We start from the raw sequence: 15,574 nt of genomic DNA on the forward strand, positions 1-15,574 counted from the left end.
GGCTCTGCCATAAGTCCGTAGTGAGCCCCAATACTAGCGGCAACACTACGGTGCAACTCTGATGAGGGGTGGAAGTGGATTTCAGTCTGAAAAAGGGGCCACTGCCCAGCTCGACGAATTAGATAGACTAGCTCGGCTTCAATAGTCTCCATATCGACGCAATCTCTATTAGGTGAGGGATCGGTATGACACCAAAGATCAAGCGTGGCACTAGCAAAGTGACCCCGCCATGCGTAGCCATGGTATCCATTGTTACCGTTCGCGCTCCAACCTAAACGAAGGCGGTTGCGTATTGGTTGCTTTGTCATGCCGACATAAATTGGAGATGGATGGTCGTCAACACAGATAGTATAGAGCTTCGGGAGACTGGATGTTGCAAGCCCAGAAAACCTTGCGGTACCCAAGGGACACTCAATACTGAAACTACTGGAATTGAAGTTAATTTTGTAACGACCAACCTTAATGACGTTCATGCGCCAGCGCCCTGGTGAGAATTTTTAAAACCAAACGCATAAGCGAGACTAAAACAGGAGATGCAAGGCATTGGTATTTATTCCCCTCTCAACAGACTGAGCTTTTGCTCCAATATTAATATATGGTTTCATTACCACCATCGCAGCCGCCTTTATCCTAGGCAAGCCATTCGTTCATAATCTGGCTTCTGTAGAAGTCTGAATGTAGATCGTACTGGGGGTCGATGTTTTCCGAGTAAAGATACTGCCGTTCCTGTTCAGAAAGGCGCACAACATCCCCTAGCCACATCACAATATTTCCAGATGAATTAACGCCATATGGAACAGACATACCGTACTTTGTCTTTATAAGCCCGGCCGTTGGCGTATACTCGCGCAATTCACAGTTCTCACTATGCCTAAACTTTATCAGGACATCCTTATTAAAATAGACCGGCGTCAGATATCCATCTGACGGAATACGCGACACCAAACCAGGGATAAAAAAATGTTCAATAGGTGAATACTTGAATTTTGTGCTACCTGCGACCGGCAATTTGCCGCGATTGAATCTGCCAACCTGATTGATAGTGACACTACCCTTCTGCCTGTCTATTGCGTGCATCACCTCAGTTTTGATTATCTCTACCGAGGCCCAAGGAAAAAATATTTCACCCGTTGCGTCACAAATCAAATAAGGGAGTTCATTTAGTATTACTTTCACTCCAGAACATAGAAATGCGCACCTCTCAAAGCAAAGTCGCAGAGGGTTGCCCTCTTGGTCGAAATAGCTATCGTGCGCTGTCAGCTCTTCTACTTCCATAATACCCCCATCGTCCTCTTTAATAAGCCTCCAATGAAACTTATAGCAGCCAAGGCCTTAGGGCAATAATTCTCCATCTCTGACGTTGAATCATCTCGCAACAGGAGTGAAGGACAACACCTTTTGCGCTGGCTTACGCGATGGGATGTACTGTCTGCACCCTGCCGGGAAGAAGGGCAATTGTAGAACTTGGTGCCTTGTCTTCCCGGTGAGTTTACCGAAAGTTAATGTCAACCTGTGGCCGGTTTCTGCCAGTCGTCAGATACAACTGACGATAGACATCTACCTCGTGTACACACACTTCTGATTTTTCCACCGACCGCCATAGCCTGCTGTGTTGCCCCTACCTTCTTAGTCCTCGCCGAAACGGTCTTTGACCCCCACTGCTCCAGTACTGAACCTTTCGCCCGCGGCACATCTGCGTGCCGTGCGTTTTGGCAGGGAGGTTGGGTTCAGGTATGCAAGCGACGACGGTGCTGTACGGCCAGGTTCTGGTGGTGTTGGCCATTACCCTGTCCGGGGTGTGGGGGGCTACCCAGTGGACGGCGGCCGCGCTCGGCTACCAGGCGCGCCTGGGGGCACCCTGGTTCGAGTTGCTGGGCACGCCGGTGTATCACCCCTGGCGTCTGTTCGAGTGGTGGTTCGTCTTCGATGCCTATGCGCCGGACGTCTTCAACGTTGGCGGCAGCATCGCCGCTTGCAGCAGCCTTCTGGCACTGGTAGTGGCCATCGGCATGGCGATCTGGCGGGCGCGCCAGGCGAGGCGAGTAACCACTTACGGCTCAGCGCGCTGGGCCGATGCCGATGAGGTTCGCAAAGCTGGTCTAACCCAGCCAGCAGGTGTTTTTCTCGGCCAGTTCGAAGAACAGTACCTGCGTCATGAAGGCCCCGAGCATGTGCTCACCTTCGCACCAACGCGCTCGGGCAAGGGCGTCGGCCTGGTTGTGCCGACCCTGCTCTCCTGGCCTGCCTCAGCGGTCATCCACGACATCAAGGGCGAGAACTGGAGCCTGACCGCGGGATGGCGCTCGCGTTTCTCCCACTGCCTGCTGTTCAACCCCACCGACCTGGCCTCGGCTGCCTACAACCCGCTGCTGGAAGTACGTCGCGGCACCCACGAGGTGCGCGACGTGCAGAACATCGCCGATATCCTGGTCGACCCGGAAGGTGCGCTGGAGCGGCGCAACCACTGGGAGAAAACCAGCCATGCGCTGCTCGTCGGCGCCATCCTGCACGTCCTCTACGCCGGCCAGGACAAGACCCTGCGCGGCGTCGCCAACTTCCTCTCCGATCCGGCCTGCACCTTCGAGCTGACGCTGCACCGGATGATGACCACGCCGCACCTGGGCGATGCACCGCATCCGGTGGTGGCCTCGGCCGCGCGGGAAGTGCTGAACAAGAGCGACAACGAGCGCTCGGGCGTGCTGTCCACGGCGATGTCCTTCCTCGGCCTGTATCGCGACCCGACGGTGGCCGAGGTCACCTCGCGCTGCGACTGGCGCATCGCCGACCTGATCTCTGCCGAGCATCCGGTGTCGCTGTATCTGGTGGTGCCGCCCTCGGATATCAGCCGCACCAAGCCACTGATCCGCCTGATCCTCAACCAGGTCGGCCGCCGCCTGACCGAGTCGCTCGACGGCTCCGACGGCATCGAGCGAAGGCACAAACTGCTGCTGATGCTCGATGAGTTTCCGGCGCTGGGGCGGCTGGATTTCTTCGAGACGGCCCTGGCGTTTATGGCCGGCTATGGGCTGCGCGCCTTCCTCATTTCGCAATCGCTGAACCAGATCGACAAGGCCTACGGCCTGAACCACTCGATCCTCGATAACTGCCATGTGCGGGTGACCTTCGCCACCAACGACGAACGCACCGCCAAACGCATCTCAGAGACCCTGGGTACTGCCACCGAACTGCGCGCGCAGCGCAACTACGCCGGCCACCGTCTGGCGCCCTGGCTGGGCCATCTGATGGTGTCTCGCCAGGAAACCGCACGCCCGCTGCTGACCCCGGGCGAGGTCATGCAACTGCCCAGCGACGAGGCCGTGGTGATGCTTTCGGGACTCGCGCCGATCCGCGCGAAGAAGCTGCGCTACTTCACCGACGCCAACTTCCAGAGCCGTGTGCTGCCGGCACCACGCTTGCAGCCGGGCCGCTACGCGGACGCACCGGCGCCACGCGCAGACGACTGGAGCGGCATGGTCGTGCCGGCAGCTGTTGCCGCGTCGCCGATCGACCTGAGCGATGACGAGACCGTCGAGGATGGCGGCCTGCGCCGTCAGCCGGAGTTGGCGGAACTCGCCCAGTTGCCGGATCACGACGACTTGGCCAGCGACCTGCTGCTGCTCGACGAGGACGACATTCCCGCCCCCTTCCCCACCCAGCCGGATCCGCGCCTGCAGCGCGTGGCGCGGCTGGCCGCCCTCGACCCTGACGATGGAATAGCCCTATGAGCCGAGCCCGCCTCAACCTGTTTATCCAACCCGAGCATGCCAAGCGCCTGAACGAATTGGCGATCACCAAGGGCGTGTCGAAGTCCTCGATCATCGCCGCGGCGCTGGCCTCCTGGCTGTCGCCCGAGTCCGGCGAGCAGCGCGAGGTGGCCATGGCCAAACGCCTGGACCGGCTGTCACGTCAGTTCGAACGACTGGAGCGCGACCAGCACATCCTGATCGAGACCGTGGCGCTTTACGTGCGCTACTACCTCACGGTCAGCACGCCGGTGCCAGAGGCGCATCAGGAGGCGGCCCGTGCGCAGGGCAAGCTGCGATTCAGCCAGTTCGTCGAACAACTGGGGCGCCACCTGCATCGCGGACGCAGCCTGGTCAGAGACGTGCACGAAGAGGTTCAGGCAGAGGTCCGGGTCTCGGGAGAGCGTCCATGACTGTCGCCTCCTCCCCTGTGCTGAGTGCAGCGGCAGCTTCTCTGGATCGGCGCACGCGCATGTTGCGCACGGCGATGGGCCCGCTGATAGCTGCTGCCCTGGACGACTCGGACGTGGTCGAGGTGATGCTCAACCCCGATGGCGTACTTTGGCTGGATCGCCTGTCCGCCGGCCGCGCCCATCTGGGCACGCTGGCAGCTGCCGACGGTGAACGGATCATCCGCCTGGTGGCAGCGCATGTCGGCCAGGAGGTACACCGTAACAAGCCTCTGCTGAGCGCCGAACTTCCAGAGACTGGTGAGCGCTTCGAAGGTGTACTGCCGCCCGTAGTGGCCGGGCCGACCTTCGCTCTGCGCAAACGCGCCGCTGGCGTCATCCCTCTGCAGCAGTACGTGGCTGACGGCATCCTCAGCGCCGAGCAGGCAGAGCACCTGCGCGTGGCAGTGCGTGACCGGCGGAACATCCTGGTGGCCGGCGGCACCAGCAGCGGCAAGACCACCCTGGCCAATGCATTGCTGGCCGAAGTAGCCGGTAGTGGTGATCGCGTGCTGGTGCTGGAGGATACGGTCGAGTTGCAGTGTCCGGCCCATGATCACGTCGCCCTGCGCACCAAGCCCGGCGTGGTTTCCATGGCAGATCTAGTGCGCAGCACGCTGCGTCTGCGCCCCGACCGCGTGGTGGTCGGCGAAGTGCGCGGCGGCGAGGCGCTGGATCTGGTCAAGGCTTGGGGCACCGGCCATCCCGGCGGTATCGCCACCATTCATGCCGGCTCTGCACAGGGCGCACTGCTGCGCCTGGAGCAACTGATTCTGGAAGTCGCCCTGACCGCGCCGCGGGCGTTGATCGCCGAGGCGGTCAACCTGGTGGTGTTTCTCGCCGGGCGTGGCCGCACGCGCTATGTCCAGCAGATCGCTCGCGTCACCGGCTATGACGAGCGCGGCTATCAACTCACGTCCATCGCCCCCGCATTCATTCCTTCGCTACCTCAGGAAAACAGCCATGACTGCCTGCCATCCCCGCGTTGCTAATCGTCGTCGCCTCATCGGCGCCTTGTTGCTCGGAGCCCTCTGCCTGGGCGCCTCCCTGCCGGTGCTCGCCGCTGGCTCCGGCATGCCATGGGAGGGACCGCTGCAATCGATCCTTGACTCGGTACAGGGTCCGGTGGCGCGCATCATCGCGGTGATCATCATCATTACCACCGGCCTGACGCTGGCCTTCGGCGACACCAGCGGCGGCTTTCGCAAGCTGATCCAGATCGTCTTCGGCCTGTCGATTGCCTTCGCCGCGTCGTCATTCTTCCTCAGCTTTTTCAGCTTTGCCGGCGGGGCGGTGATCGCATGAACGGCGAACGCGGACTCATCCCCGGTTTCGAGGTGCCATTGCACCGCTCGCTGACCGAGCCGATTTTGCTCGGTGGCGCACCACGCAACGTGGCGATCCTCAACGGCACGCTGGCGGCAGTGGTAGGCCTGGGCCTGCAGCTGTGGTTGCCTGGCTTAGCGCTCTGGTTGGTAGGCCACTCGCTGGCGGTGTGGGGTGCCCGTCTGGATCCGCAGTTCCTCCAGGTGTTTGCCCGACACATCAAGCAGCCGTCACTGCTGGATGTGTGAGGAGGCCGCCATGCTGAACCTCACCGAATACCAGCGCCGCCCCGCCCAACTCGCAGACTGGCTACCCTGGGCCGGCCTGGTCGCACCCGGCGTCGTGCTGAACAAGGACGGCTCGTTTCAGCGCAGCCTGCGCTTTCGCGGGCCGGACCTGGATAGTGCTACCCAAGGCGAACTGGTGGCCACCTCGGCGCACCTGAACAATGCCCTGCGTCGCCTTGGATCGGGCTGGGCGCTGTTTGTTGAAGCCGAGCGTCTAGCGGCGGCGGACTACCCTGACAGTGACTTTCCCGAGCCACTGTCCTGGCTGGTGGACGAGGAGCGCCGTGCTGCCTTCGAGGCGCATGGAAGCCACTTCGAGAGCAGTTATCACCTGACGCTGCTCTACCTGCCACCGGAAGAATCGCGCTCGCGCGCCGCCGGCCTGCTCTACGAGCACCGGCCGCAACGCGGAGTCGACTGGCGCGAACGACTGACCGCCTTCATCGCCGAGACGGATCGTTTCTTCGATCTGCTGGATGGGGTTATGCCAGAGCTTGCCTGGCTAGATGACAGCCAGACGCTGACTTACCTGCATGCCACGATTTCGACCCATCGCCAGCGGCTGGCCGTACCCGAGGTGCCCTTCCACCTCGACGCCCTGTTGGCCGACAGTCCTTTGGCCACTGGCCTCGCGCCACGCCTGGGCGAGCAGCACCTGCGCGTACTGTCGGTACGTGGTTTCCCCACCTCGACGTGGCCAGGCGTGCTGGACGATCTCAACCGTCTGGGCTTCGCCTATCGTTGGTCGACCCGTTTCATCTGCCTGGACAAGGATGAGGCCGAGAAGGAACTGGTGCGCCTACGCCGGCAGTGGTTTGCCAAGCGCAAGGGCGTCCTGGCGCTGCTGCGCGAAGCGATCTTCCAGCAGGAGAGCCCATTGCTCGACAGCGACGCGGCTAACAAGGCCAGCGACGCTGATGCGGCGCTGCAGGAACTCGGCGCCGACCAGGTCGCCTTCGGCTACGTGACCGCCACCGTGACGGTGAGCGATACCGATGCCCAGATCGCAGACGAGAAGCTACGACGGGTCGAGCGGGTAATCCAGGGCCGCGGCTTCGTCACCATCACCGAGAGTCTCAACGCGGTGGAGGCGTGGCTGTCGTCGATCCCCGGCAACGCCTACGCCAATGTCCGCCAGCCGCTGATCTCCACGCTCAACCTGGCGCACCTGATGCCTGTCTCGGCAGTCTGGGCTGGCCCGGCACGCAACGAACATCTGGGTGGCCCGCCATTGGTGATCACCCGCACCGATGGCGCAACACCGTTTCGCCTGGTTACCCACGTTGGCGATGTCGGCCACACCCTGGTGGCTGGCCCCACGGGCATGGGCAAATCGGTGCTGCTGGCAACCTTGGCCCTGCAGTTTCGCCGTTACCAGGGCTCGCGCCTGTTTCTGTTCGACATGGGGCGCTCGCTGCGCGCAACGGTGCTGGGTCTGGGTGGCGAGCACTACGACCTTGGAGGCGATGGCGACCTGGCCTTCCAGCCTCTGGCGCGCATCGATCAGCCGGGATACCGCGCCTGGGCCGCCGAGTGGCTGGAGGCGCGCTTGCTGCAGGAAGGCGTGGCCGTCGGCCCCGAGCAGAAGGCTGCGCTGTGGACCGCACTCGACAGCCTGGCCGGTGCGCCCGAGGCGCAGCGCACGCTGACCGGTTTGTCTGTGCTGCTGCAGGACAACGCCCTGCGCCAGGCGCTGCAGCCCTACGTGCTGGGCGGCGCACATGGCGCGTTGCTGGATGCCGACCGGGATCGTCTGGGCAGCGCCGACGTGCAGTGTTTCGAGATGGAAGAACTGATGTACAGCAAGGCGGCGGTGGCTGCCGTGCTGAGCTACCTGTTCGCCCGTTTCGAGGAGCGCTTTGACGGCGCGCCGACACTGCTGATCCTCGACGAGGCCTGGCTGTTCCTCGACGATCCGCTGTTCGCCGCGCGCATCCGCCAGTGGCTCAAGACCCTGCGCAAGAAGAACGTCAGCGTCATCTTCGCTACCCAGTCGCTGGCCGACATCAAGGATTCCAGCATCGCCTCGGCAATCATCGAGAGCTGCGCCAGCCGCATCTTCCTGCCCAACCCGCAGGCGGGCGAGCCGCAGATCCGCGGCATCTATCAGAGCTTCGGCCTCAACGACCGGCAGATCGAGATCATCGCCCAGGCCACGCCCAAGCGTGATTACTACTACCAGTCGCGCCTAGGCAACCGCCTGTTCGACCTCGACCTGGGGCCGGTAGCGCTGGCCTTCGCCGCCTCGGCCAGCCCGGCCGAGCAGCGCGAGATCGACCGAATCCAACAGTCGTCCGGCGCAGCCGGTTTCGCCCCTGCCTGGTTGCGTCACCGCGGCCTGGACTGGGCCGCCGACCTGCTCACCGCTTATCCCCCGTCACGCAAGGAGTGCTTGCCATGAGATCCCCTGTCCACCGTTTTCCCTGCGCAACGCTGCTGGTATTGGGTCTGCTGGCCGTGAAGCCGGTAAACGCTTTCACCGTAATCGATCCGACCAACCTGGTGCAGAACACCCTGACTGCGGTGCGCACCCTGGAGATGGCGAACAACCAGGTTCGCCAATTACAGAACGAGACCCAGATGCTGCTGAACCAGGCCCGTCACCTGCAGCGCCTGGACTACAACGTGGTCAGCCAATTACGCGCGAGCTTGGCCAATACCGAGCGACTGCTCGCCGAGGCGCGAGGGCTGGCCTACGAAGTGCAGCGCCTGGATCAGGAGTTCAGCCGACTCTACCCGAACGAGTACACCGGCGACGTCAGCAGCCAACGCCTGGCAGAAGAAGCACGCGAACGCTGGCAACAGGGCCTCGACGGGCTGCATACGGCGCTGCGTGTACAGGCTCAGGTGACGCAGAACCTGGCCGAGGATGAGAGCGTCTTGTCCGCTCTGGTGCAGCAGAGCCAGTCCGCGGGTGGCGCCTTGCAGGCTGCCCAGGCTACCAATCAGTTGCTGGCCCTGCAGGCCAAGCAGTCGATCCAGGCGCAGCAACTGCAGATCACCCAGAACCGCGCCGTCGCCCTGGAGCTTGCCCGTCAGTCTGCAGCGGCCGAGGAGGCACGCGAACGGCGGCGGCGCTTTATGGGCAACGGCACGCCCTACACCCCCTACCCCGTGCAGTTCTATCGGTAGGGAGGCGCTCTCATGAGATTCCTGGCACTGCTGCCGCTGTTGATGCTGGCCGCCTGCAGGCAGGGCGACGATGGCGTCGTCGTACGGCAAGACGATGCGACTGAGCGCTTCTACTCCGGCTGCGCCCGGCCTGGCGAGTTTCTAAGGCTTACCGACTTGCCCGGGATTCCGCCAAGCTTCGACGAGGACGTGCAATGAACGACGTCAGCGTGATTGACCGTTTCCTCGAGGTGTTCGGGCTGTATATCGATACCGGCTTCGGCCTGCTCGGCGGCGAGGTGGCCTTTCTCACCATGACCCTGGTGGTGATCGACATGACCCTGGCCGGGCTGTTCTGGGCCATGGGCGGTGAGGACGTCAGCGCCAAACTGATCCGCAAGACCCTCTATGTCGGTGCCTTCGCCTTCATCATCGGCAACTTCAATGCCCTGGCGAAGATCGTCTTCAACTCCTTCGCCGGGTTGGGTCTGCTGGCTTCAGGTTCTACGTTGAGTCATGCGGAGTTTCTGCAGCCAGGGCGATTGGCCGCGATTGGGGTTGATGCCGGAGGGCCGCTGCTTGAGCAGATCAACAGCCTCAGCGGTTTTCCCGAAGTCTTCAGCAACCTGCACAGCATCCTGGTGCTGTTTCTGGCCTGGCTGGTGGTGATCGTCAGTTTTTTCTTCCTGGCCATTCAGCTGTTCGTGACCTTGGTCGAATTCAAGCTGACCACCCTCGCCGGCTTCGTGCTGGTGCCCTTTGCGCTGTGGAACAAGACCGCCTTTCTCGCCGAGAAGGTGCTCGGCAACGTGGTCGCGGCCGGCATCAAGGTGCTGGTGCTGGCGGTGATCGTCGGCATTGGCAGCGGGCTGTTCGCCGAGTTCCAGGCCGTACCGGACGAGCCCTCCATCGACCATGCGTTGGTGGTCATGCTCGCCTCGCTGGCCTTGCTCGGCCTGGGAATCTTCGGGCCGGGCATTGCCACCGGGTTGGTCTCTGGCGCACCGCAACTGGGTGCTGGTGCAGCAGCCGGTACCGCACTGGGCGCGGCGGGCATGGCTGCTGGTGCTGCTGCAGTCGCCACAGGTGCCGGCGGCGCGGTATTGGCCGGCGCGCGTATGGCACCCGGTGCAGCTCGCTTGGCAATCGGTGGCGCTCGCGCTCTGGCAGGAGCCCCCTCCGGCGCTGCGGCAAGTGGCGCCCCAGCAGCTTCCGATCCTGTAACTGCCCCTACCAAACAGCCCGACTGGGCCAGGCGCCTGCAGCGCAGGCAACAACTCTCACAGGCCACCAGCACGGTCGCCCACACCCTTCGTGGTGGCGATGGCGGTGGTTCATCACCTGGGCCGCAGATCCGCGACCCATCGAATTCGTAAAGGAGGACGAAGATGCGATTCAGACGTCCACGGGTGCGCTACAGCGACACCCCACAACCCATCACGCCCTACCAAGCCGCGGCACAGGCCTGGGATCTGCGCATGGGCAGCAGCCTGGCACAGGCACGCAACTGGCGGCTGATGGCCTTCGGTTGCCTGGGCCTGGCGCTGCTGATGGCCGGTGGGCTGGTCTGGCGTTCGGCGCAGTCGACGGTGACGCCCTACGTGGTGGAGGTCGACAACCTCGGCCAGGTGCGCGCCGTTGGCGAAGCCGCCAGTCCTTACCAGCCCCAGGATGCGCAGATCGCCCATCACCTGGCGCGCTTTATCGAGCAGGTGCGTTCTCTGTCGATCGATCCGGTGGTGGTGCGGCAGAACTGGCTGGAGGCCTATCACTCCACCACCGACCGAGGCGCAGCCACCCTCAACGACTATGCCCGCGCCAACGATCCCTTCACCCGGGTCGGTAAGGAGTCGGTATCGGTCGAGGTCACCAGCGTGGTGCGTGCCAGCGACAGCTCGTTCCAGGTGCGCTGGATCGAACGCCGTTTCGTGAATGGTTCGGCCGCCGGCCTGGAGCGCTGGACCGCGGTGATCTCGCTGGTGCTGCAGCCTCCACGCACCGAGGAAAAGCTGCGCCGCAACCCGCTCGGCATCTACGTCAACGGCCTGTCCTGGAGCCGTGAACTGGACACTATGGAAGGAGCCAAGAAACCATGAGAACTACCCAGAGCATCTACATCTGCCCTTTGCTACTGAGCATGCTGGCCGGCTGCGCCAGCCAAGAACCACCAGTGATCGTCCTGGACGAACCGGTCGAGGCGCAGCGTCTGCCGGAGCCGCCCAAGCCCATCGAGGTAGTGGAAGTACCCAAGCCACTGGCCCTACCCGCCCAGCTCAAGCCATTGCCGGAAACTCAGCGCAGTAAGCCGGCCAAGGAACCGGCCGACGAGCGCGTGCGAGTCTCGCGCGCCAATCGCGACGCTCGCGTGGCACCGAGTCGCGAGGGCTATATCAACGCCATCCAGGTGTGGCCCTACTCTGATGGTGCGCTGTATCAGGTGTACGCCAGCCCGGGGCGGGTAACCGCGATCAACCTGCAGCCCGGCGAGGAACTTGTCACCGTAGCCGCTGGCGACACCTTGCGCTGGATCGTCGGCGACACCACCAGCGGAAGCGGAGACGAGCTACGCACCAGCGTGCTGATCAAGCCGACGCGGGTCGACCTCAAGACCAACCTGGTGATCACCACCACGCGCCGTACCTACCTGATCGAGCTGAGTTCCACCGAGCAGGCCTGGATGGCGTCGGTGTCCTGGGACTATCCGAAGGATCGCATGCTCGCCCTGCAACGCCGTGCCAGTGCCGCTCAGGCCGCGGCGCCAGTGGATGCCGGCCTAACGCTGGAGCAGCTGCGCTTTCGTTATGCAATCAGCGGCAGCAATCCGCCCTGGAAACCGCTGCGCGCCTTCGACGACGGCCGTAAGGTGTATATCCAGTTCCCCGCCGGCATCGCCCAGGGTGAGCTGCCCCCGCTCTTCGTGATCGGCCCTGAAGGCGACGGACAGTTGGTCAACTACCGCTTCCGCCCGCCCTACTACATCGTCGACCGTCTGTTCGGCGCGGCCGAGCTGCGCCTGGGCGCCGACAAGGGCGACGTGGTGCGGATCGAACGCACCGATGGTGTGGCACGGAGGCCCTGAGCATGAGGAGTAAGGACAACGACCAAAATGCGGCAACCTCGCTACCGCCCAAGGAGGCGCCGGAGTCGCTGGAGCTGCGCGCCAAGCCGCGTCCGGTCACCCGCCTCAACCCACGCATGCTGGCGGTAGTGGTCGGCGGCCTATCGGCTGCGGTACTGGGGGCCATGCTGTGGTCACTGCAACCACAGCAGCGCCGCCAGGGCGCTGAGCCGAACGAGCTATACAACGTCGACCGCGTGGCACGCTCCGAGGGGCTGGAGCAGTTACCGGCAGACTACTCGCAGCTGCCGCCTCCCCCTGCACCCGAGGTACCGCAACTGGGCCCACCGCTGCCCGGCGATCTGGGCGGGCCAATCCTCAGGGCAGAGCAGCAGGCGCAGGGTTACGGATATGGGCCAGATGCCGCCGAAGCGGAGCGTCTGGCCCTGCTCAAGGAAGCCGAGGAAGCCGCGCAGTCCTCGGTGTTTTTCCAGACCAGCAGCGCGCGGAAATCGAACGCTGTATCCGCTGGGAGTGCCCAACCCGATGCCATGCCCCTAGGTATGGCATCGTCAGGCACGGTAGCCGCAACTGCAGGAACGCCGACCCAGCAGGAACGGAACGTGGCGTTTCTCAGTAAATCCGTAAACGCACAAATCCGTAATTCCGGATTGCTGCAGATGCCTGAGTCGCCTTACCAGGTGATGGCCGGCACCATCATCGCGGCGGCGCTGGTAACTGGCATCAAGTCGGATCTACCCGGCGACGTGATCGCCACGGTGACCGAGCCGGTCTATGACAGCGCCACCGGTGAACACGTGCTGATCCCCCAAGGCACGCGCCTGCTGGGCCACTACAACAGCCAGGTGAACTACGGACAGAGCCGCGTGCAGGTGGTGTGGCAGCGGGTGATCCTGCCGGACACCTCGTCCTTCCAACTCGACAACCTGGTCGGAACCGATGCGGCCGGCTATGCCGGTCTCGAGGATGGCGTCGACTGGCACTGGGATCGGATCGTCGCCGGCGCGGCCATGACCAGCCTACTGGGCATCGGTGCCGAGCTGGCGGCACCGGCCAACCGCACCGACGGCGACCGCGTCATCATCGCCGGACGCGACAGCCTGCAGGACACGGTGAATCAGATCGGCCAGGAGGTCACCCGCCGCAATCTCGATATCCAGCCCACCCTGACCCAGCGTCCGGGTCTGCCAGTGCGTGTGATCGTCAACCGCGACCTGGTGCTGCGCCCCTACCAGCCCATCACAGATCAACAAAGGAGTTCGCAATGAGCACGACCAAACTGCGCCTCGGCCCGCTGCCGAAAACCGAGAACCTGAAGCTGACCTTCACTTGCCCGGCCAGCCTGAAGGCCGATCTTGAGCGCTACGCGGCGCTGCACTCGCAGACCTACGGTGAAGAAGTCGACGCCCTGACACTCATCCCGCACATGCTGGAGGCCTTCATGGCGAGGGATCGGGTGTTCCGGAGAACAAATACACAATCTTGCAGCGGCAATTGATAAGCCTGCATCCCCTTCCAGCTACCGTGATGACAACGGCAGAAAACCCACACACGGTTGAAAACCGTGACCTAATACATCACACTTATTACCATGATCGTAAGCTTCCGGCACAAAGGTCTACGCATTTTCTTTGAATCTGGCTCAACCAAAGGCATCCGGGCCGACCACGCAAAGCGCCTGAGCCGAATGCTGAGTTTTATGGATAGAGCCAATGAACCCGCCGACCTCGACATCCCCGGTTGGCGGCTACATCCCCTCAAAGGGGAACTGGAAGAGTTCTGGTCACTCACCGTCAATGGAAATTGGCGAGTGATCTTTCGATTCGTGGGTAGCGACATCGAGCTCGTCGACTACCTTGACTATCACTAAACAGGAGGGGGTTATCCATGACCATGTTCAACCCACCGCATCCTGGTGAAACCCTGCTTGAGGACGTGCTCCCCGAACTGGGCATCAGCATTGCCGAACTTGCCCGCCGCCTTGGTTTTGCGCGGGAATCCCTGTCTCGCATCTTGCACGGCCATGCGCCTGTCAGTCCGGATTTGGCTGTTCGCCTAGAGTTGGCCGGCATCGGCAAAGCTCGCACCTGGCTCGGAGTGCAAGCCGACTACGACCTTTGGCAAGCCAGGCATCGCGAACAGCCGCACATCGAGCGCTTTGCTGCGATTGCTTAGTTCCGTAGCCTGAGCCTTGGCGTCCTCGTGGTAGCGGAACAGGTAGTCAGTGCCACTGGTAAGAATCCTCCCACAGGCACCTTCAGGCGTTGCAACCTGCAGCACGGCAGTCATCAGTCGAATACTCCATGGATTTCGTCCAGAGTGGGCATGGCTGCCGGCACCACATTGAGTTCAGAGTCGAGGGCGGCCAGTACTCGCGCATAGGCAATCATCCCCACCGAGAGGTCGCCCTTCTCGATGGCGATACCGCAAGGGAAGCGAGCGCTGCCTGCGTCAACCCACGATTCAGACGGCGCTGCCGAAGCTGCTCTCCAAGTCGAAGTGTGATTAGGGAGTAGCCCATGTTCCGTATACGAGACAAACTGGGCTGAATGTAGCGTATACCGAACCAGCAGAAATCAAATACAGCGAGCTAATAAATCCAAGAATCGATGCATTCATCAGATTGATGCCTAGCTCAGACTTATGACAACGCAATCCGCTCACGCATGAAGATCAGGGCATGCGATCTCCGCCTAGAGCAATCCAGGCCAGCAAAATACAAAAGGTCATACTTGAACCATTAAAGTACTTTATGGCGCATAATGGCCCATAAGTGAACCATTAAATAAGGTCTTACCTTGGCCCTTACCCATTCTCTGCTCGCTCCAGGCGAACTGGCCCAGAAGGTCGGTGCCAACGCTCGAGAAGCGCGACTCGCACAGAACCTCTCCCGCAAGTCCTTGGCGAAGATGGCGGGTATTTCCGAATCGACCATTAAGCGGTTCGAGTCCAATGGTCAAATCACCCTTGATGCTCTGGTCCTCATCGCGACAGCACTTGGTGCCACACGCCAAATCGCTGAGCTGTTCAAGCATGAACGACCTGTCTCGCTTGAAGAAATCAAAAAAACAGGACGCACCCGGGGGCGCCGGTGAAATCCATCAATACTTGTAGGTATTGCTCGCAGCCACACCGGTCGGCGTCACGGACGTTGCGAAATAGCACTGACTTGACCACCGAATGCATTCCAGCTTACCAGGCAATTGCATTCGTATTGACCACCCGATTGCATGCGGCTTGACCAATATACGCTGTAGTGACGAGCGGCCGAAGTCGCCCCCAAGCTGCCGGTCGCGACAGGCAGCAACCGGCCAGAAGCGGCCGTCCGCAAAGAAGTCAACGCAGCCGCACTGTAGCAATAGATTTTCCAGGCAGAAACTCTATACAGAGTCTTTGAACAACTTTGAGAGTTGGAACTTCGAGGACTACAAGACAATCTTCGCCGCAATTCTTACAAAGAAACCAGGCATGCATCTTCTTTGCCAAGCCTTCAAGAATCGAATGCAAAAACAAAGCCAAGTGATCCATTGGATTGAGTGGGTGCAGGAGTTGCCAACTGCCATTACGATGCTGTTATTT

17 protein-coding genes and 1 pseudogene are annotated in these 15,574 nt (G+C 61.9%); 16 read left to right on the forward strand and 2 right to left on the reverse strand.

The genetic code is table 11. The features are described from left to right. Positions 1 to 630 precede the first annotated feature (630 nt). On the reverse strand, positions 631 to 1,275 hold the full coding sequence (locus KVO92_RS04270; protein ID WP_217474420.1) for a hypothetical protein: 645 nt from the start codon (positions 1,273 to 1,275) through the stop codon (positions 631 to 633). A 458-nt stretch (positions 1,276 to 1,733) separates the two neighbouring features. Between KVO92_RS04270 and KVO92_RS04275 the strand changes: the two genes are divergently transcribed. The 15 genes from KVO92_RS04275 (at position 1,734) to KVO92_RS04345 (ending at position 14,170) form a co-directional block, all read left to right on the forward strand. Continuing rightward, positions 1,734 to 3,725, forward strand: a complete 1,992-nt coding sequence (locus KVO92_RS04275) for a conjugal transfer protein TraG (protein ID WP_217474421.1) — start codon at positions 1,734 to 1,736, stop codon at positions 3,723 to 3,725. Next, positions 3,722 to 4,156 carry a CopG family transcriptional regulator gene (locus KVO92_RS04280; RefSeq protein WP_217474422.1) on the forward strand — a complete coding sequence of 145 codons (435 nt, stop codon included), beginning with the start codon at positions 3,722 to 3,724 and terminating at the stop codon, positions 4,154 to 4,156. Before KVO92_RS04275 ends, KVO92_RS04280 begins: the two co-directional genes overlap by 4 nt. A 59-nt stretch (positions 4,157 to 4,215) precedes the next feature. Next, entirely contained in the window at positions 4,216 to 5,184 is a 969-nt protein-coding gene (gene trbB, locus KVO92_RS04285) for a P-type conjugative transfer ATPase TrbB (RefSeq protein WP_217475422.1), read from the forward strand. Next, a complete protein-coding gene (locus KVO92_RS04290) occupies positions 5,084 to 5,497 on the forward strand; it encodes a TrbC/VirB2 family protein (RefSeq protein WP_423836222.1) in 414 nt (137 codons plus the stop codon). Before trbB ends, KVO92_RS04290 begins: the two co-directional genes overlap by 101 nt. Next, complete coding sequence (locus KVO92_RS04295) at positions 5,494 to 5,766, forward strand: VirB3 family type IV secretion system protein (RefSeq protein ID WP_217474424.1); 273 nt, start codon at positions 5,494 to 5,496, stop codon at positions 5,764 to 5,766. The genes KVO92_RS04290 and KVO92_RS04295 overlap by 4 nt, the downstream gene beginning before the upstream one ends. A 10-nt stretch (positions 5,767 to 5,776) precedes the next feature. Continuing rightward, entirely contained in the window at positions 5,777 to 8,206 is a 2,430-nt protein-coding gene (gene trbE / locus KVO92_RS04300; RefSeq protein ID WP_217474425.1) for a conjugal transfer protein TrbE, read from the forward strand. After that, entirely contained in the window at positions 8,203 to 8,937 is a 735-nt protein-coding gene (gene trbJ, locus KVO92_RS04305; RefSeq protein ID WP_212632142.1) for a P-type conjugative transfer protein TrbJ, read from the forward strand. The genes trbE and trbJ overlap by 4 nt, the downstream gene beginning before the upstream one ends. A 12-nt stretch (positions 8,938 to 8,949) precedes the next feature. After that, on the forward strand, positions 8,950 to 9,135 hold the full coding sequence (locus tag KVO92_RS04310) for a hypothetical protein (RefSeq protein ID WP_047589700.1): 186 nt from the start codon (positions 8,950 to 8,952) through the stop codon (positions 9,133 to 9,135). After that, positions 9,132 to 10,292 carry a P-type conjugative transfer protein TrbL gene (gene trbL / locus KVO92_RS04315; RefSeq protein WP_217474426.1) on the forward strand — a complete coding sequence of 387 codons (1,161 nt, stop codon included), beginning with the start codon at positions 9,132 to 9,134 and terminating at the stop codon, positions 10,290 to 10,292. The genes KVO92_RS04310 and trbL overlap by 4 nt, the downstream gene beginning before the upstream one ends. 12 nt (positions 10,293 to 10,304) lie before the next feature. Next, positions 10,305 to 11,012: a conjugal transfer protein TrbF gene (gene trbF / locus KVO92_RS04320; protein WP_217474427.1), complete on the forward strand. Its 708-nt coding sequence runs from the start codon at positions 10,305 to 10,307 to the stop codon at positions 11,010 to 11,012. Then, positions 11,009 to 11,995: a P-type conjugative transfer protein TrbG gene (gene trbG / locus KVO92_RS04325; protein WP_217474428.1), complete on the forward strand. Its 987-nt coding sequence runs from the start codon at positions 11,009 to 11,011 to the stop codon at positions 11,993 to 11,995. The genes trbF and trbG overlap by 4 nt, the downstream gene beginning before the upstream one ends. A 2-nt stretch (positions 11,996 to 11,997) precedes the next feature. Next, positions 11,998 to 13,263: a TrbI/VirB10 family protein gene (locus KVO92_RS04330; protein WP_217474429.1), complete on the forward strand. Its 1,266-nt coding sequence runs from the start codon at positions 11,998 to 12,000 to the stop codon at positions 13,261 to 13,263. Next, a complete protein-coding gene (locus KVO92_RS04335; protein ID WP_013716013.1) occupies positions 13,260 to 13,493 on the forward strand; it encodes a DUF2274 domain-containing protein in 234 nt (77 codons plus the stop codon). The genes KVO92_RS04330 and KVO92_RS04335 overlap by 4 nt, the downstream gene beginning before the upstream one ends. A 93-nt stretch (positions 13,494 to 13,586) precedes the next feature. Then, positions 13,587 to 13,865 (forward strand): type II toxin-antitoxin system RelE/ParE family toxin, encoded by a 279-nt coding sequence (locus KVO92_RS04340; protein WP_143510944.1) that lies wholly within the window; start codon positions 13,587 to 13,589, stop codon positions 13,863 to 13,865. 17 nt (positions 13,866 to 13,882) lie between these two features. After that, positions 13,883 to 14,170 (forward strand): HigA family addiction module antitoxin, encoded by a 288-nt coding sequence (locus tag KVO92_RS04345; protein WP_003108490.1) that lies wholly within the window; start codon positions 13,883 to 13,885, stop codon positions 14,168 to 14,170. Between the two features lie 113 nt (positions 14,171 to 14,283). Here KVO92_RS04345 and KVO92_RS22590 read toward each other — a convergent pair. Next, a pseudogene (locus tag KVO92_RS22590) lies at positions 14,284 to 14,516 on the reverse strand (transcriptional regulator). A 277-nt stretch (positions 14,517 to 14,793) separates the two neighbouring features. On the opposite strand from KVO92_RS22590, the gene KVO92_RS04350 reads away from it, so the two are divergent. Further along, positions 14,794 to 15,090: a helix-turn-helix domain-containing protein gene (locus KVO92_RS04350; RefSeq protein WP_217474430.1), complete on the forward strand. Its 297-nt coding sequence runs from the start codon at positions 14,794 to 14,796 to the stop codon at positions 15,088 to 15,090. The last annotated feature ends 484 nt before the right edge of the window (positions 15,091 to 15,574 follow it).

Origin of the sequence: Stutzerimonas stutzeri (assembly GCF_019090095.1) — a bacterium.
GTDB lineage: Bacteria > Pseudomonadota > Gammaproteobacteria > Pseudomonadales > Pseudomonadaceae > Stutzerimonas > Stutzerimonas stutzeri_AN.